General features: G+C 71.4%; 16 protein-coding genes and 1 pseudogene. 8 read left to right on the forward strand and 9 right to left on the reverse strand.

Going from position 1 to position 17,038, the window contains the following annotated elements; translation table 11 throughout:
• Positions 1 to 38 precede the first annotated feature (38 nt).
• The 4 genes from ACIBJB_RS19620 to ACIBJB_RS19635 form a co-directional block, all read right to left on the reverse strand.
• The gene (locus tag ACIBJB_RS19620) at positions 39 to 1,211 is read right to left on the reverse strand and encodes an FAD-dependent monooxygenase (protein WP_398932122.1); all 1,173 of its coding nucleotides are present in this window, start codon (positions 1,209 to 1,211) and stop codon (positions 39 to 41) included.
• A 97-nt stretch (positions 1,212 to 1,308) separates the two neighbouring features.
• Positions 1,309 to 1,488, reverse strand: coding sequence for a hypothetical protein (locus ACIBJB_RS19625; RefSeq protein ID WP_398932124.1), 180 nt, complete (start codon positions 1,486 to 1,488; stop codon positions 1,309 to 1,311).
• Between the two features lie 95 nt (positions 1,489 to 1,583).
• Positions 1,584 to 2,459: an undecaprenyl-diphosphate phosphatase gene (locus ACIBJB_RS19630; RefSeq protein ID WP_398932126.1), complete on the reverse strand. Its 876-nt coding sequence runs from the start codon at positions 2,457 to 2,459 to the stop codon at positions 1,584 to 1,586.
• 153 nt (positions 2,460 to 2,612) lie between these two features.
• Positions 2,613 to 3,083: a winged helix-turn-helix transcriptional regulator gene (locus tag ACIBJB_RS19635; RefSeq protein ID WP_398932128.1), complete on the reverse strand. Its 471-nt coding sequence runs from the start codon at positions 3,081 to 3,083 to the stop codon at positions 2,613 to 2,615.
• A gap of 92 nt (positions 3,084 to 3,175) precedes the next feature.
• Between ACIBJB_RS19635 and ACIBJB_RS19640 the strand changes: the two genes are divergently transcribed.
• Positions 3,176 to 4,345, forward strand: coding sequence for a thiolase family protein (locus ACIBJB_RS19640; protein WP_398932130.1), 1,170 nt, complete (start codon positions 3,176 to 3,178; stop codon positions 4,343 to 4,345).
• 10 nt (positions 4,346 to 4,355) lie between these two features.
• Here the strand turns inward: ACIBJB_RS19640 and ACIBJB_RS19645 are convergent, their stop codons facing one another.
• Positions 4,356 to 5,123 (reverse strand): TVP38/TMEM64 family protein, encoded by a 768-nt coding sequence (locus tag ACIBJB_RS19645; protein ID WP_398932132.1) that lies wholly within the window; start codon positions 5,121 to 5,123, stop codon positions 4,356 to 4,358.
• A 316-nt stretch (positions 5,124 to 5,439) separates the two neighbouring features.
• On the opposite strand from ACIBJB_RS19645, the gene tuf reads away from it, so the two are divergent.
• Positions 5,440 to 6,609 carry an elongation factor Tu gene (tuf, locus tag ACIBJB_RS19650; RefSeq protein ID WP_398932134.1) on the forward strand — a complete coding sequence of 390 codons (1,170 nt, stop codon included), beginning with the start codon at positions 5,440 to 5,442 and terminating at the stop codon, positions 6,607 to 6,609.
• Positions 6,610 to 6,731: 122 nt separating this feature from the next.
• Entirely contained in the window at positions 6,732 to 7,577 is an 846-nt protein-coding gene (locus ACIBJB_RS19655; protein WP_398932136.1) for a spermidine synthase, read from the forward strand.
• Here ACIBJB_RS19655 and ACIBJB_RS19660 read toward each other — a convergent pair.
• Positions 7,539 to 8,828: an MFS transporter gene (locus ACIBJB_RS19660; protein ID WP_398932138.1), complete on the reverse strand. Its 1,290-nt coding sequence runs from the start codon at positions 8,826 to 8,828 to the stop codon at positions 7,539 to 7,541. The two genes, ACIBJB_RS19655 and ACIBJB_RS19660, sit on opposite strands and share 39 nt — an antisense overlap.
• 154 nt (positions 8,829 to 8,982) lie before the next feature.
• On the opposite strand from ACIBJB_RS19660, the gene ACIBJB_RS19665 reads away from it, so the two are divergent.
• Entirely contained in the window at positions 8,983 to 9,420 is a 438-nt protein-coding gene (locus ACIBJB_RS19665; protein WP_307082325.1) for a DUF4442 domain-containing protein, read from the forward strand.
• 65 nt (positions 9,421 to 9,485) lie between these two features.
• Here ACIBJB_RS19665 and ACIBJB_RS19670 read toward each other — a convergent pair.
• A pseudogene (locus tag ACIBJB_RS19670) lies at positions 9,486 to 10,413 on the reverse strand (UTP--glucose-1-phosphate uridylyltransferase).
• 354 nt (positions 10,414 to 10,767) lie between these two features.
• Here ACIBJB_RS19670 and ACIBJB_RS19675 point away from each other — a divergent pair.
• On the forward strand, positions 10,768 to 12,558 hold the full coding sequence (locus ACIBJB_RS19675; protein ID WP_398932140.1) for an RICIN domain-containing protein: 1,791 nt from the start codon (positions 10,768 to 10,770) through the stop codon (positions 12,556 to 12,558).
• A gap of 110 nt (positions 12,559 to 12,668) precedes the next feature.
• Complete coding sequence (locus ACIBJB_RS19680) at positions 12,669 to 13,322, forward strand: DedA family protein (RefSeq protein ID WP_398932684.1); 654 nt, start codon at positions 12,669 to 12,671, stop codon at positions 13,320 to 13,322.
• 3 nt (positions 13,323 to 13,325) lie between these two features.
• On the opposite strand, the gene ACIBJB_RS19685 is transcribed toward ACIBJB_RS19680, so the two are convergent.
• A complete protein-coding gene (locus ACIBJB_RS19685) occupies positions 13,326 to 13,859 on the reverse strand; it encodes a gamma carbonic anhydrase family protein (RefSeq protein ID WP_398932143.1) in 534 nt (177 codons plus the stop codon).
• Between the two features lie 105 nt (positions 13,860 to 13,964).
• On the opposite strand from ACIBJB_RS19685, the gene ACIBJB_RS19690 reads away from it, so the two are divergent.
• On the forward strand, positions 13,965 to 14,753 hold the full coding sequence (locus ACIBJB_RS19690) for an acyltransferase (RefSeq protein ID WP_398932145.1): 789 nt from the start codon (positions 13,965 to 13,967) through the stop codon (positions 14,751 to 14,753).
• A 759-nt stretch (positions 14,754 to 15,512) separates the two neighbouring features.
• Here ACIBJB_RS19690 and ACIBJB_RS19695 read toward each other — a convergent pair.
• Complete coding sequence (locus tag ACIBJB_RS19695; protein ID WP_398932147.1) at positions 15,513 to 16,370, reverse strand: EamA family transporter; 858 nt, start codon at positions 16,368 to 16,370, stop codon at positions 15,513 to 15,515.
• 93 nt (positions 16,371 to 16,463) lie between these two features.
• On the opposite strand from ACIBJB_RS19695, the gene ACIBJB_RS19700 reads away from it, so the two are divergent.
• Entirely contained in the window at positions 16,464 to 17,036 is a 573-nt protein-coding gene (locus ACIBJB_RS19700) for a helix-turn-helix domain-containing protein (RefSeq protein WP_057610558.1), read from the forward strand.
• Positions 17,037 to 17,038 lie beyond the last annotated feature (2 nt).

Raw genomic sequence — 17,038 nt, forward strand, 5'->3', positions numbered from 1 at the left:
GTGTGGTCGGGGGACGGAGCGGGTCGACGGGTGGGAGGTCAGCCGTCGGCCAGGACGTCCACCGGCCAGGCGGCCGAGTGCGGGCCGAACCTGTTCTCGGCCGCGAGGGCGACCAGGCGGGCGTTGCGCGCCTCGGCCTCGGGGCCGTCCGGCAGGTGGTAGTCGTGGCCCGCGCGGGCCGAACTGGTCTGTACGGCCGTGGCGGCCGGTGCCCGCCTGCGGACGTACCGGTCGAGCGCTTCGGGCACCTCGTCCGGTGCCGTGCCGGTGAGGCAGTCGCCGAGCACGGCCGCGTCCATGATGGCCTGGGCCGCGCCCTGTGCCTGGAAGGGCACCATCGCGTGCGCGCTGTCACCGAGCAGGGTCACTCGGCCGACGTGCCAGCGGGTGAGCGGGGCGCGCGTGTAGATGCCGTAGCGCAGGACCTGGCCCGCGCGGTCGAGGACGGTCAGCAACCGGGGGTCCCAGCCGGAGAACGTGCGCAACTGCTCGCCGGGTTCCGCCCGCGCGGTCCACGACTCCTGGGCCGCCTGGTCCGTCACGAACACCGCGACGACGTTGAGCAGTTCGCCGCGGCGCAGCCAGTAGTGGACGACGTGGCGGCCCGGGCCGAGCCAGCCCGCGTACTCCGGGAGGTCCAGGTCGGCGACCTCGGCGGCGGGGAGGAGGGCCCGGTAGGCGACGGTGTGCGAGAACACCGCCTCGTCCGCGCCGAAGAGCCACTGGCGGGCGGCCGAGCGGATGCCGTCGGCGGCCACGACGACGTCGGCGTCCAGACGTTCACCGCTCGCCGTGGTCACATGGGCCCCGGTGTCGTCCTGGTCGATCCCCACGACGGCGGTGGCCACGCGCAGCGACTCGGGCGGTACGGCGGCGGCCAGGGCCTGTTGGAGATCGGCCCGGTGGACCTGGAGGTACGGCGCCCCGAACTCCTCCTCGGCCGCACGGCCGATGACATAGCGGCAGATCTCTCGGCCGTCGGACCAGGTGCGGAAGCTCACGTGGGCCGGGCGCGTGGACTGTTCCGCGACGGCGTCGAGCAGGTCCAGTCGGCGTAGTACGCGCGTGGCGTTGGGGGCGAGCTGGATGCCGGCGCCGATCTCGGTGAGCTGCCGCGACTGCTCGACGAGCGTCACCTCATGGCCGGCCCGGCGCAGGCTCAGTGTCGCGGTCAGTCCTCCGATGCCCGCGCCCACGACGATCGCTCTCATGGCATGACCTCACTTCGAGGGAGTCTCGACGGTGGGCCCGGGAAGGCTACCGGAGGCAACCGCGCGGCCGTACAGGGAGTTTCGGCCTCCGTGCGGCTCAGGCCGCCTCGATGATGTCGGCGCGGATCGCGGCCGCCCACTCGACCACCAGCAGTTCGTACTCCGCGCGCTCCTGAGAGGACAGGGTGCCGCCGGCGCGCATCCAGAGCGCCCGGATCTGCTCGTTCACCTCGGCGGCGGAGCGTACGGAACCAGGGGTCAGGGAATCGGGGGACATGCGCACAAGCCTAGGCGCAAGCACTGACAGTGCGCTACCGGACGGCTACACAGAACGTATGCGATGGGTCACGGGTGCCGGGGCGGGTGCGCGGGTCAGCCCGCCGACTCCGCCGCGTGGGGGCTCAGGGCGCCCATCGTGACCAGCGCGATGATGACGACGCCGAGGGCGATGCGGTACCAGACGAAGGGCATGAAGCTCTTGGTGGAGATGAACTTCATGAACCAGGCGATGACCGCGTAGCCGACGACGAAGGCGATCACCGTGGCGAAGATCGTGGGGCCCCAGGAGACGTGGTCGCTCTCCATCGCGTCCTTCAACTCGAAGAGGCCGGAGGCCAGTACGGCGGGGACAGCGAGAAGGAAGGAGTAGCGCGCGGCGGACTCGCGCTTGTACCCCATGAACAGGCCGCCACTGATCGTCGCGCCCGAGCGGGAGACGCCGGGGACGAGGGCCATGGACTGGCAGAGGCCGAAGATCAGGCCGTCCTTGACGCCGAGGTCCTCAAGTCCCTTGCGCTGCTTGGGCGCACGGTGGCGCCCGCCGTTCTCGTCGCGCGCCGCAAGCCGGTCCGCGACGCCGATGACGATGCCGACGACGATCAACATCGTGGCGGTGATGCGCAGATCGCGGAACGGCCCCTCGATCTGGTCCTTGAACAGGAGCCCCAGCAGGCCGATCGGGATGGAGCCGACGATCACCAGCCAGCCCATCTGGGCGTCGTGGTCGCTGCGCAGTTCCTTCTTGAGAAGGGAACGGCTCCACGTCGAGATGATCCGCCCGATGTCCTTGCGGAAGTAGATCAGTACGGCGGCCTCGGTGCCGATCTGGGTGATCGCGGTGAAGGCCGCCCCCGGGTCCTTCCAGCCCGAGAAAGCCGCGGTCAGGCGCAGATGCGCACTGGAGGAGACGGGAAGGAACTCGGTCAGCCCCTGGACGAGTCCGAGGACGAGTGATTCAAACCAAGACATGAAGTTACGGCGTCCAAGTGCTGGTCGAGTGAGGGCAGTCGGGCGTGCCGCATCACCGGGCGCGGTGATCGGGGTCCGAGGGCAGCGTAACGCCCCCCGGTGACGGCCTCGCCACAGGGGGCGGGACCGCCGGGGCCGGCGGGCGGCGGGCGCCTACGCGGCCGCCGGGCCCGTCACCGTCCAGCCGGGGGCCTGCGGATGGGACGTCAGGTCCTCGTGCAGCACCGTGCCGCCGCAGGCGGAGCAGACGACGACGGGCTCCAGTTCATGGCCGCAGCTGTGCTCCAGGACCATGGGCCGGTCGCCGTCCTCGCGCAGGTGCCGGTCGCCCCACGCCATGAGCGTCAGCAGCACCGGCTCCAGTTCGAGCCCCGCCTGGGTGGGCCGGTACTCGAAGCGCTGCGGCCGCTCGCTGTAGACCCGCTTGGTCAGGATCCCGGCGTCCACGAGCCGGCGCAGCCGGGCGGCCAGGATGTCGCGCGGGGCCCCGATGTTGCGGACGAGCTGGTCGAAGCGGCCGTTGCCCATGCAGACCTCTCGCAGCACCAGCAGGGAGTACTTCTCGCCGACCAGCGTCAGGGCGTCGGCGATCGAGCAGGGGCGCGGGTCCTTGGTGGCGGCCATGCACCCAGTCTAGGGGAGGGTTTGTTTTTCCAACTCGCAGAGCTATGGTGAGTTTGGATTTCCTACTCACTGGTAGCCGTGGAGGCCGCAGCATGCGTGACGCAGTGATCGTCGAAGCCGTACGCACTCCCATAGGCAAGGGCAAGCCAGGCGGCGCCCTCGCGCACGTGCACCCCGTAGAACTCCTCGCCCACACCCTGCGCACCCTCGTCGAGCGCTCCGGCGTCGACCCGGCGCTCATCGATGACGTCATCGGCGGCACCGTCGACCAGGTCGGCGAGCAGGCCATGAACACCACCCGCTACGCGGCCCTGTCGGCCGGCTTCCCGGAGACGGTCCCGGCGACCACCGTGGACCGCCAGTGCGGCTCCTCGCAGCAGGCCGTGCACTTCGCCGCGCAGGGCGTGATCGCGGGCGCGTACGACCTCGTCGTCGCCTGCGGGGTCGAGTCGATGAGCCGCGTGCCGATGTGGTCGAACGTGCCCGAGGGCAAGGACCCCTTCGGCCCCGGCATCGCCGAGCGCTACAAGGACGGCCTGGTCCCACAGGGCATCAGCGCCGAACTCATCGCCGCCAAGTGGTCGATCGACCGCCAACAGATGGACGCGTTCGCCGTCGCCTCGCACCACAAGGCCGCGGCGGCCTGGGAGAAGGGCCTCTTCGACGCCGAGGTGGCCCCCCTGGACGGGATCTCCCGCGACGAGTGCGTCCGCCCGGGCAGCACCCCCGAGATCCTCGCCGGCCTCAAGCCCGCCTACTACGACCCGAACTTCGCCGAACGCTTCCCGCAGATCGAGTGGAACGTCACGGCGGGCAACGCCAGCCCGATCAACGACGGCGCCTCGGCCGTCCTCATCACGTCGAGCGAGACCGCCGAACGGCTGGGTCTGCGCCCGCTGGCCCGGCTGCACAGCTTCGCCGTCACCGGCTCCGACCCGATCCTCATGCTCACCGGAGTCATCCCCGCCACGGAGCGGGTCCTGCGCCGGGCCCACCTCTCCCTCGACGACATCGACCTCTTCGAGGTCAACGAGGCGTTCTCCAGCGTGGTCCTGGCCTGGCAGCAGGAGACGGGCGCGGACCTGGACAAGGTCAACGTCCACGGCGGGGCGATAGCGATCGGCCACCCCCTGGGCGCGAGCGGCACCCGTCTGACGACGACCCTGGTCCACGCGATGCGTGAACGCGGGGCCCGTTACGCCCTGCAGACGATGTGTGAGGCGGGCGGACTGGCCAATGCGATGGTCCTCGAAAGGGTGTGATCGGCGCGCTTCAGGGGCGCCGCAGATGGTGCCGCTTGCGCCACGCCACCACCGCCCCCGCCAGCCCCGGCAGGGCGATCGCGGCCATGGCGATCAGGAACGCCGGTGAGGTCGGTGCGGAAGCCCGCGCCCCGGCCACCACGTACGCGGCGGTGTTCGGAATCGACCCGAGCGCCGTCGCGACGAGGAACGGCACATATCCCATACGGGACACGGAGGCGCAGTAGTTGGCCGCCCAGAAGGGCACGCCGGGAAACAGCCGCGCGACCAGCATCGAGCGGAAGCCGTGCCGGCTGAGCTGCCCGTCCGCCGCCTTCAGCCACCGGCCCCGCAGCAACGGCCGTAGCGCGTCCTGCCCGAGCACCCGGCCCAGACCGAACGCGATGCCGGCCCCGAGTACCGTCCCGCCCAGCGCCGAGGCGAGTCCGAGCTGGGACCCGAAGAGCGCTCCGGCGGCGAGATTGAGCAGCGGGCGTGGCACGAACGCCACCGTGCACAGGCCGTACGCCACCCCGAACACGACCGCGGCCGCGACCCCGCCGAGCTGGGGCGGCCAGCCGTCCGAGAGCAGTCTCTGCGGCTCGAAGAGCAGGACCGTGGACGCGGCGCCCGCGAGCAGCGCGACGAGCAGGGACAACCGGGACCACGGCGACAGCAGCACTCTCGTGCAACGGGAGGTGAGACCCACCGGAGCGGGGACGGGGAGTGCGAGCTCCGTGACGATGGCCGGGGGAGTGGCCGTGGCGGTGCCCCCAGAGCGGGTGGTGGCATCGAGCATCCAGTGACGGTAACCGACATGGATGTGTGATCGCCGTATGGATGCCGTCGGTTGCGCGGACGGGCGGCGACAAAAACCGTTCGACGTGGGACGACGCGTGGGACATGATCTGCGTCATGTTCCGGTACGTCTTCGCTCTCGCAGCATCCGCAGTCGCGGATGCGCCGAAGGCTGCCGTTCCCGTGTTCCTGGCCGCCGCAGACGGCGCCCGAAGCTGACCCTTCCCGGACAGTCCGGCGGACCCCGCAGGGGGAGGGTCGGCGAGTCCTTGGGGTCCCGTTCTTCCACGAACACGAAGAGGCTTCGAGGTACAGCCATGTCCAAGACCGCTTACGTGCGCACCAAGCCGCACCTGAACATCGGCACGATGGGCCACGTCGACCACGGCAAGACCACCCTGACCGCCGCCATCACCAGGGTCCTGTCCGAGCGCGGGAGCGGCACCTTCGTGCCGTTCGACCGCATCGACCGGGCCCCGGAGGAGGCCGCGCGCGGGATCACCATCAACATCGCGCATGTCGAGTACGAGACCGACACCCGGCACTACGCGCACGTGGACATGCCGGGCCACGCCGACTACGTCAAGAACATGGTCACCGGGGCCGCGCAGCTCGACGGGGCGATCCTCGTCGTCTCCGCGCTCGACGGGATCATGCCGCAGACCGCCGAACACGTGCTGCTCGCGCGGCAGGTGGGCGTCGACCACGTGGTGGTCGCCCTCAACAAGGCGGACGCGGCCGACGAGGAACTGGTCGAGCTCGTCGAGCTGGAGGTCCGTGAGCTGCTCACCGCGCACGGCTACGGCGGCGACGCCGTGCCCGTCGTACGGGTCTCGGGGCTCAAGGCCCTGGAGGGGGACCCGCGCTGGACGGCGTCGATCGAGGCGCTGCTCGACGCGGTGGACACCTACGTGCCCATCCCCGAGCGGTATCTGGACGCGCCGTTCCTGATGCCCGTCGAGAACGTGCTGACCATCACCGGCCGGGGGACCGTGGTGACCGGCGCGGTCGAGCGGGGCACCGTGCGGGTGGGGGACCGGGTCGACGTGCTCGGGGCCGCCGTGGAGACGGTGGTGACCGGGGTGGAGACCTTCGGCAAGCCGATGGACGAGGCGCAGGCCGGGGACAACGTCGCGCTGCTGCTGCGGGGCGTTCCCCGGGACGCGGTCCGGCGGGGGCATGTCGTGGCCGCGCCCGGCAGTGTGGTGCCGAGCCGTCGCTTCACCGCGCAGGTGTATGTGCTGTCGGCGCGGGAGGGTGGGCGTACGACGCCCGTCTCTTCGGGGTATCGGCCGCAGTTCTACATCCGTACGGCGGATGTCGTGGGAGATGTCGATCTCGGTGAGGTCGCCGTCGCCCGGCCGGGGGAGAAGGTCGTCATGACCGTGGAGCTGGGGCGGGATGTGCCGCTCGAGCCAGGGCTCGGATTCGCCATCCGTGAGGGTGGTCGGACCGTCGGGGCGGGGACCGTCACTGCCCTTGTGTGAGGGTGGTTGCGGTTCGTGGGGCTGCGGGGCTGTTGTGGCTGGTCGCGCCCGCGCGGCGGAGCCGCAGATCGATACAGCCCCGCGCCCCTAACGGGGCGCTCTCGGCCAGGCACAATGAGCAGATGACCGAGTCCCTGCCCGTCGCCCGTGCCGTCGATCACGGGTTCGCCAAGTTGATGCCTGACGTGGATCGGGAGCGGGCCTGGTTGCTGACTGTCGACGGGGCTCCGCAGTCGTACGTGGATCTCGACGAGCCGTCGCATCTGGAGTTCGAGTACGCGCAGCGGCTCGGGCATGTGCTGGACGGCATCGGGGAGGCGGGGCGGCCGCTGGACGTCGTACATCTCGGTGGGGGTGCTCTGACGATGCCGCGGTATCTGGCGGCCACACGGCCCGGCTCCCGGCAGGATGTCGTCGAGGCAGACGGAGCCTTGCTGGAGCTGGTCGTCGAGCATCTGCCGCTTCCGGACGGGGCCGGGATCACGTTGCACGCGGCCGATGCGCGGGGATGGCTGGAAAGCGCCCCGGCGGGCTCTGCCGATGTGCTGGTCGCCGATGTCTTCGGAGGGTCGCGGGTCCCCGCCCATCTGACGTCCTTGGAGTACGCCCGTGAGGCGGCGCGAGTGCTCAGGAGCGGCGGGGTCTATCTCGCGAATCTCGCCGACGCCGCGCCCTTCGCGTTTCTGCGGTCCCAACTCGCCAATTTCGCCGAGGTGTTCGAGGAGCAGGTGCTGATCGCCGAGCCCGCGGTACTGCGGGGGCGGCGGTTCGGGAACGCGGTGCTCGTCGCCGCGCAGCTGCCCCTCGACACGCCGGCCCTGGCCCGGCGTACCGCGGCCGACGCCTTTCCCGCGCGGGTCGAACACGGTGCAGGGCTGCGCAAGTTCATCGGGGCGGCGCGGCCGGTGCGGGACGAGGAGGCGGTGCCGTCACCCGAGCCCCCCGACGGGGCGTTCGGCATCGGCTGAGTCGTGCGTGACCTGCTTGGTGTTCCGGCGCAGGTTACGGACGTCCGGTACGCACAGGACGGCCGCCGTGACCGCCGCGATCAGGCCCGCGCAGCCCCACAGGGCCGCGGTGCGTCCGAACGCCGACTCCGCCGGGCCCGCCAGTGCCGCCGCGAGCGGCATGAGAGCGACCGAGCCGAACCAGTCGTAGGCCGAGACCCGGGAGAGCTTGTCCTCCGGTATCTCCTGGTGCAGGGCGGTCATCCAGGAGACGCCGAACACCTCGACGGTCGCGCCGGCCACGAACATCGCCGTGCACAGGAGCGGTACCGACACCGGCACGGCCAGCGCGGCGGACGGCAGCGTCATCGGGAACACGCAGAGGATGCCCACGAAGAGCAGCCGGTGCGGCTTCCAGCGGATCATGAGGAGGGCGCCGACGACCGTGCCCGCGCCGAAGAAGCCGAGGGCCACACCCCAGGGGGCCGCCCCGCCCAGGTCGTCCTGGGCGACCAGCGGGCCGTAGACCGCGTCGGCGGCGCCGAGCACCGCGTTGGCCACGGAGAACTGGACGACGATGCCCCACAGCCACGGTCGCCCCGCGACCTCCCGCCAGCCGTCGCGGAGGTCGGCGAGTATGCCGGCGCCCGGTTCGCGCGGCGGGATGTGACTGACGTCGAGGAAGGAGCGGAGCGAACCGGCGACCGCGAAGGCCACCGCGTCCGCCGCGAGCACCCAGCCGGGGCCGACCGCGGCGACCATCGCACCGCCGAGCGCGGCACCGCCCAGCGCCGCGCCCTGCATCGCCATCCGGAACACCGCGAAAGCACGGCCGGCCTGTTCGCCGCTGACTGACGACAGCAGCATGCCCTCGGCCGCCGGGCTGAAGAACGCGTGGCCCGTGCCGCCGAGCGCGGTCAGCAGCATCATCTGCCAGAGCCGGGGCTCGCCGGTCAGGACGAGGACGGCGAACGCGCCCTGGGAGAGGCAGTTGAGGGTGTTGGCCGCGACCATCACCCGGTGCCGGGGCAGGCGGTCCGCCACCGCGCCGCCGATCAGCAGGAACACCACCAGCGGGAGGGTGCGCGCGGCGGCCACCAGGCCCACGTCGCCGCTGTCGCCACCCGCGTCCAGTACGGCGAACGCGGCGGCGATCAGGGCGCCGTTGCTGCCGAGGTTGGTCACGAACGCGGCGGTGGTCAGCAGGCCGTAGTTGCGGCTCGCCCAGGCGGGTCTGCGGGCGCGGCGGGAGGTGTCGGCGGAGGGGGTCACCGGGCGACTATCGCCGCCGGGGGGCTGCCTTGCCAAACCCTTTCCAGGACGAATCCGGATGCGGTGCCGCCCGGAAGGAGACGCCGGTCACTGGTGCCGGGCCTGGTCAGCGCGTTCTACTCGTGGGTAACATCCGGGCATGAGCGCAGACCAGATGTCCGTCGGCGAGATGCTCGCCGCCACCGTGCCCATGGTGCGGACCCTGAACCTCGAGTTCCTGGAGACCGGCCCGGAGAAGGTCGTGGTCGCCCTGCCCGACCAGGGCGAGTTCCACAACCACGTGGGCGGACCGCACGCCGGGGCGATGTTCACGCTCGCCGAGTCGGCCAGCGGGGCGGTCGTCCTGGCCGCGTTCGGTGACCAGCTCTCGCGCGCGGTACCGCTCGCCGTCAACGCGGAGATCGCCTACCGCAAGCTCGCCATGGGCCCGGTGACCGCCACGGCCACCCTGGGCCGCCCGGCCGCCGAGGTCGTCGCCCAACTCGACGCCGGGGAGCGCCCCGAGTTCCCGGTCACGATCGAGATCCGCCGCGCGGACGGGGCGGTCACGGGCGAGATGACGGTGGTGTGGACACTGCGGCCGAACGGCTGAGTGCGGGACCGGCGGGGCGTGGGGGCGCCCCGGGACCGGCGGGCCTGGGGTGAGCGGTCCGGTTGTCAGGCCGCCGACCGCCTTTGCCCCATCCCCTCGCCACTTTCCCACTCCGCCACGAACTCCTTGAGCCAGTCGATGAACTCGGGGCCCAGGTCGTCGCGCTCGCAGGCCAGGCGTACCACCGTGCGGAGGTAGTCGGCCTTGTCGCCGGTGTCGTAGCGGAGGCCGTCGAAGACGACGCCGTGGACCGTGCCGCCGGTCGCGAGGTGCTGGAGGGCGTCGGTGAGCTGGATCTCGCCACCGCGACCCGGCGGGGTGCGGTCCAGGACGTCGAAGACCTGGGGGTCGAGGACGTAGCGGCCGATGACCGCGTAGGCGCTCGGCGCGTTCTCGGAGGAGGGCTTCTCGACCAGGCCGGTCACGCGGACCAGGCCCTTCTCCCCCGTGGGTGTCACGGCCGCGCAGCCGTAGAGGTGGATCTGGTCGCGCGGTACCTCGATGAGGGCGACCACGCTTCCGGCGTACCGGTCGCGGACGTCGAGCATCGTGCTGAGCAGGGTCTCGCGCGGGTCGATCAGGTCGTCGCCGAGGAGGGCGGCGAAGGGCTGGTCGCCGACGTGGCGGCGGGCGCAGAGCACCGCGTGGCCGAGGGGGAGCGGCTCGCCCTGGCGGATGTGGTGGAATGCCGGCCTGACGCGCGGGATCGCGCACGGCGTCGAGGCGTACCGCGTCGCCCCTGGCCGCGAGGGCCTGCTCCAGCTCGAAGGCGTTGTCGAAGTGGTCCTCGATGGCCCGCTTGTGGCGGCCGGTGACCATCAGGACGTCGTCGAGCCCGGCCGCTGCGGCCTCCTCGACGACGTACTGGATGGCCGGCTTGTCGACGGCCGGGAGCATCTCCTTCGGCGTCGCCTTGGTCGCCGGCAGGAACCGGGTGCCGAGCCGTGCGGCAGCCGGGGAGATTTCGTGTGCCAAGCATCCGGCCGCGCACACAACTTGAGTGCTGCACCCCGCTTAACTCGAATACGGGTGCGGATACCGGCGGTAACATTTCTGAACTCGCCTCTTTTTGAACATGCGTCACTCCACCTTCTTGTTTGCTGTACATCAATTGTGCGAAGGTGAGCGCCCCCCGGGATGAGCCGGGTCGCATCTGATGCGGCATAGGTATGCACCAATCAGGCGCCTGCTTTCCGAGGACGCGCATATCCCATGCCGTCCTGCGGCTTGGAAGGAATTGGTCCCGTGCAATCCGCCAACCCCCCACGACCCCCTTACCCCCCACGCCCCGGATCGAGTCCGGCGGAGTCCGACCGCAATCTTCTGGCCCGGCTGGAAGAAAACAGCGTGGACGGCCATGCCATCGCCCTGTTGATGGCACGGCACTGGCAGGCGACCTACGCATACTCGGTCATCTGCCTTGCCTCCTGGTCGGGTTCGGCATCGATGGCGGCCGCGGCGGCATTTCACCGAGTGCTCGGCCGGGCGGGTGGCGGCGCGCTGCGCCCCCAACTTCTTGTTGCGGTGAGGGAGTTCGTCAAGGAGTGGGCCGCGGACGACGAAATCTCCGCCGTGCTGCCGGAACTTCGCAAGACGATCGGCGGCCGTGGTCTACGCGCGGCGAGGTCCGTCACCCCGGAAAGAAGACAGCTCGCCGAGCGCGCATTCAGGGCTCTTCCCGGCGCCTCTCAATGCCTGCTGTGGCACAGTGAGGTCGAGGCCGAACCCATATCCGTACCGGCCGGTCTGCTCGGTGTGGATGAGGCCCGTGCGGCAGCCGCCCTCGAGCAGGCACGCGAACAATTCCGCACCGGCTGTGTCCGTGCTCACCGGGAACTCGCGCCCGCCAGTGAATGCCGTTTCTACAATCGCCTGCTGGATGTCCCGATTCGCCGGGGCGGGGGCCTTCTGCCCGATGTCCGTAAACATCTGACGGATTGCCGGTATTGCCGTCACGCCGCCGAACAGCTCAGCCACTTTGAGGGCGGTCTGGAGGTGCTGCTCGCCGAGACGGTGCTCGGCTGGGGCGCCCACCGCTATCTCGACTCGCGGCCCGCGCGGTCCGCCGAGCGGGCGTCCCCGGCCCCGCCCGGCGCGGCCCGTGCGAAGCCCGGCGGCCGCCACCGCCCCGTTCCGGCAGGCCTTCTCGCCCAGCCGCGCAAAAGCGCCCGTGCCGTTCTCGTCGGCGCCGGTCTGACCTCCCTGGTCCTGCTCGCCACGGTGCTCGTGGCCAAGAGCTGGTCGGACGACGGCGGTGTTCCCACGCCCGGCGCCACCTGGGGCGCGGTGAGCGGGAACACCGTACGGCCGAGTCCGTCGACGGTCTCCCGGGACGCCGGGTCCCCGTCCACGGCTTCGATGGGCAACCCCGTGGAGGTCGGCCACGGCAGACTCCGCAACGCCGACGCCGGCCTGTGCCTCGACAGCCAGGACGCCCACCACGCCCGGAACGCGGCCGGCCCGAAGGCCGTGCTGGCGGAGTGCTCCTCCGCCGGATCCCAGCAGTGGTCGTACCAGGAGGACGGACTGCTGCGCAGCGCGGCCGATCCCACGCTCTGCCTCGACGCGGACACCGAGAAGCGGTCGGTCGTGATCGCCGACTGCCTGACCCACGCGGGTGAGGTCCGCTACGACCTCACCGTGCGCGGCGAACTGCTGTTGCGGCGCGGGAAGGGGCTGCTGGTCGCGCCCGGCAAGGGGGAGACCGTCGTTGTCACCGAGCGGAACGGCTCGCAGGGACAGAGGTGGCTGCTGGAGTTCGCCGACGAGGGCGCGCCGGCACAACAGGGCACGCAGTCGCCCGAGGACGCGACGGGCCGGCCCTCCGGGGGGCCGGACGAGGATCCGGTCGCACCGCACCTCGCCCCCACCCCGCCCTCGGGTTCCGACGACCACCCCGACAGCGACCGCGAACAGAGCCCCGGTCAGCCCTCGGACCAGCACGGAACCCCGCCGCCGCAGTACGGGACACGGGCCGCCCAGGTCGACGACAGCGACACCGAGCCGGCCACTCCGGCCACTCCGGCCACTCCGGCCGCTCCGGTCGAGGGGGCCGTGGCGGCGGTGGGTGCGGTCGTGGACACCGCGACCTCGGCGACGGCGCCCCTCGCGTCGACGCTCGGGACCGCACTGCCGTAGACCGAAGGTGAGCTGTTGCTCCGGACGTCGGTTCTCGTGAACCGGTAGGCTGCCACGGCGTGCGCCGGTACTTGGCGCACGCCGGGAACGCGACTCAGGAGGAACCGGCGTTGCACGTCCAGGAATGGCTCGACACCGTGCCCCCGGCCGCCGTCTACGCCCTGGTGGGCCTGGTCATCGGCCTGGAGAGCCTGGGCATTCCGCTGCCCGGCGAGATCATCCTGGTCTCCGCCGCGCTGCTGTCCTCGCAGCACGCGGGGATCAATCCCGTGGTACTCGGTGCGTGCGCCAGCCTTGGGGCGGTCGTCGGTGACTCCGTCGGCTATGCGATCGGGCGCAAGGGCGGACGGCCGTTGCTCACGTGGCTGGGCAACAAGTTCCCGAGACACTTCAGTGAGGGCCATGTCGCCACGGCGGAGCGGTCCTTCGAGAAGTGGGGCATGTGGGCGGTGTTCTTCGGCCGTTTCGTCGCGCTGCTGAGGATCTTCGCCGGACCGCTCGCCGGTGTGCTGCGGATGCCGTACTGGAAGTTCCTGATCGCCAACGTGCTGGGCGGGATCATCTGGGCGGGCGGGACGACCGCGGTCATCTACTACGTGGGGATCGTCGCCGAGTCGTGGCTGAAGCGGTTCTCGTGGCTCGGACTCGTGCTCGCCGTGCTGATCGGGCTCACCTCGATGCTCGTGCTCAAGCGCAGGGCGGCGAAGGCGACGGCTCAGATGCAGGCGGCCGAACCGGAGACCGTCCCGGCGGCCGCCGACTGAGCCTCACGGCTTCTCGTGCACCTCGCTGTGAGCCTTGGACAGGTCCGCGTAGAGCGTTCCGTTCAGGGTGACTCCCTGACGCTCCTCCTCGGTCAGCTCCCGCCGCACCTTCGCGGGCACGCCCGCCACCAGTGAACCGGGCGGTACCCGCATGCCCTGCGGTACCAGTGCCTGGGCCGCCACGAGAGAACCCGCCCCGATCACCGCGCCGTTCAGCACCGTCGCGCCCATGCCGATCAGGCAGTCGTCCTCGACCGTCGCGCCGTGGACGACGGCGTTGTGCCCCACCGACACCCGCTCGCCGATCGTCACCGGGAATCCGGGATCGGCATGCAGGGTGCAGTTGTCTTGGATGTTGCTCTGGGCGCCGACTGAGATGCGTTCTACATCGCCGCGGGCCACCGCGCCGTACCAGAGGCTCGCCCCCGCCTGCAGCGTCACGTCCCCGATCACCGACGCGGTGGGCGCCACGAAGGCCTCCCCGTCGATCTTCGGTTCCTTTCCGCCGATGCCCTTGATCAACGCCTTGTGCGCCATTTCGCCTCCTGGTTCGTGATATCCCGAACCGTACGCCACCCGGTGGGGCGAAGATCACAAGCCTTCCCTCTCATCTGTTCGCCGGGCGCTCAGTACGGTGTGCTCGTGCCGAAGAGTAAGAACACGTTCTCATCCTGGCGGGGCCGTCTCGTCCAGCGTGCCGTCCACGCGGGCTGGGCCTGGGTGCAGCGCACGGGCTCCGTGACCGCCGACCGCCCGGGACGCTTCCGCTTCGGCGCGCTGGGTGCGCACACCCGGCTGGCCTTTCCGCTCGGCACGGTGTTCGGTGAGCCGTGGATCCATGTCGGTTCCCACTGCATCGTCGGCGAACAGGTCACCCTCACGGCCGGTCTGATGCCCGACCTGGACCTCGGTCCGGAGCCGATCCTGCGCATCGGGGACGGGGTCGTGCTGGGGCGCGGCAGCCATGTCATCGCCGACACCACGGTCACCATCGGCAGCGACTGCTACTTCGGGCCATATGTCTACGTAACGTCGACAAATCACTCCTACGACGATCCCCACGAGCCCATCGGCAAGCAGTGGCCGCGGATGGAGCCGGTGGAGATCGGGCCGGGGTGCTGGATCGGGACCGGGGCGGTGATCCTGCCCGGCGCGCGGATCGGGCGGAACGTCGTCGTGGCCGCCGGGGCCGTGGTGCGGGGTGTGGTGCCGGACCACGCGGTGGTGGCGGGGGCGCCGGCCCGGGTCGTACGGCGCTGGACCGCCGAGGACGGCTGGCAGCCGCCGCTCAGGACACCGGCGCCGGTACCGATACCCGAGGGAGCGACGGCGGAACAGCTCAACGCGCTGGCCGGGCTGGACGAGGAGACCGCGGCGAAACTCGCCGAGCTGGACGAGGATACGGCGGGGCGACTTGCCGGACTGGACTGAGGGACGGGACGGCGGGGGCGTGTTGAGTCAGTTGGGCTGAGGGTGTGCCGGGTTGCTTGTGGTGGGGGCGGCGGGCCCCTGGGGCAGGGGTCGAGGGTCGGGGGAGGCTGTTGGGCGGGCTGGGGCGTGGGCGCTCGGTCCGTGCGTGGTGTGGAGCGGTGAGTCGCGGGGGCTCAGCGGGCGGGTTGGGCTGAGGGCGTGCCGGGTTCGCCGGTGGGAGTCGCCTGGCCGATTTGGCGGCGGGAGCTCGTTGGGGCCGAACCGGCGTCGGTCAGGCCGTGGCGAGGGGCGGGGTGCCGGTCAGGGGCAGGCCGTTACGCGTTGTTGGGGCCGCGGGGGGTGTTGGGGAGTCGTGTGCGGTGGGGGATGTGGCGGCCGGGTTGCCGGGCGGGGGTCAGGTCGATTGCGAGGGGCGGGGTGCCGGTCAGGGGCAGGCCGTTATGCGTTGTTGGGGCCGCGGGGGGTGTTGGGGAGCCGTGCGTGGTGGGGGATGTGGCGGCCGGGTGGCTGGGCGGGGGTCAGGCCGTGGCGTGGAGCAGGGTGCCGGTCAGGGGTAGGCCTTGCCCGTTGTTGGGGCGCGGGGGGTGTTGGGGAGCCGTGTGCGGTGGGGGATGTGGCCGCCGGGTTGCCGGGCGGGGGTCAGGCCGTGGCGTGGAGATGGGTGCCGGTCAGGGGTAGGCCTTGCCCGTTGTTGGGGCCGCGGGGGGTGTTGGGGAGCCGTGCGCGGTGGGGTGTGACCGCCGGGTCCCCGGACCGGCGTTAGCCCGTCGCGAGGAGCAGGGTGCCGAGTAGGGCCAGGCCCGCGCCCGTTGCCTGGAGGGCGCGGAGGCGTTCGCTGAGGAAGCCGCGGGCGGCCAGGGCCGTGACGACCGGGTAGAGCGAGGCGAGCACGGCGGCCACCGTGACCGGGCCGTGCTGGGCGGCCACCGAGTACGTGCCGTTCGCCGCCACGTCCGCGAGGCCGATGAAGGCGAGCGCGGGGAGGGAGGACCAGGGGAAGCCGGTCGTCGGGAGCGCGGGCGTGCCCCGTTTCACCGAGACGTACAAGGCCGCCCCGCCCACCGCCACGTTGACCAGACGCTGCACGAACAGGGCCAGGAACAGGCCGGTGACGGTCGTGGACGCCTCCGCGATGAGGGCGAACACCGTGCCGAAGCCGAGGGCCGCGATCAGCGTGAGGACGATCGCCCGGCGTTGCACCGGCGCCCCGCGCAACTGGGGGCCGCCCGCCAGGATCACTCCCGTGACGGCCACCGCGATGCCCGCGGCCTGCGTGAGCCCGGGACGCTCGCCGAGGAAGAGGCCCACGCTGACCGGGACAGCCACGCTCAGCGTGCCCAGCGGGGAGACGACACCCATCGGGCCCAGCGCGAGCGCCTTGTAGAAGCAGATCAGGGCGACCGGCCCGGCCAGACCCGCGGCGAACGCGAACCACAGCCGGGGCCCCGCCTCGCTCCAGCCGCCCGTCGCCACCACGACCGCGCCGAGCACGGCCGCGGCGATCGCCTGCGAGACCACCACCACCGTGAGCGCCGGGAGCCGTCGGGTCAGCACCCCGCCGCCGAAGTCGGCCAGGCCCCACAACAGGCTGGTGGCCAGGGCGAAGAATGCTGTCACGGGTCGCCTCGCAGTACAGTTCGGTGAACGATCGGGTACACCCCACCGTAGTTCATTCAGTTGCACTGTGTCATACAGAATATTGGACGTGACGTGTCGGACCTCGACCTGCTGACCCAGTCCTTGGCGCGCAACGTCAAGCGCTGGCGGACCGAGCGCGGCTTCACCCTGGACGCGCTCGCCGCCCGAGCCGGGGTCAGCCGCGGCATGCTGATCCAGATCGAGCAGGCCCGCACCAACCCCAGCCTCGGCACGGTCGTGAAGATCGGCGACGCGCTCGGCATCAGCATCACCACGCTGCTCGACTACGAGCAGGGGCCGAAGGTGCGGATCGTCCCGCCGGAGCAGGTGGTGCGGCTGTGGAGCACGGACGCGGGCAGCTGGAGCAGGCTGCTCGCGGGCGCGGAGGCACCCGGCCCGCTGGAGATGTGGGAGTGGCGGATGATGCCGGGCGAGTCCAGCCGGTCGGATCCGCACCCCGCCGGGACGGTCGAGATCCTGCACGTCACGGAGGGCGAGATGACCCTGACCGTCGACGGCGTCGAGCACCGGGTCCCCGCAGGGGCGAGCGTCACCTTCGAGGCCAACGCCGAGCATGTGTACGCCAATCAGGGCGACGTTCCCGCGCAGTGGATGCTGGCCGTCTCGGTGCCGGCCGTGCCGTGAGC

Source organism: Streptomyces sp. NPDC050759 (genome assembly GCF_044456945.1).
Classification (GTDB): domain Bacteria; phylum Actinomycetota; class Actinomycetes; order Streptomycetales; family Streptomycetaceae; genus Streptomyces.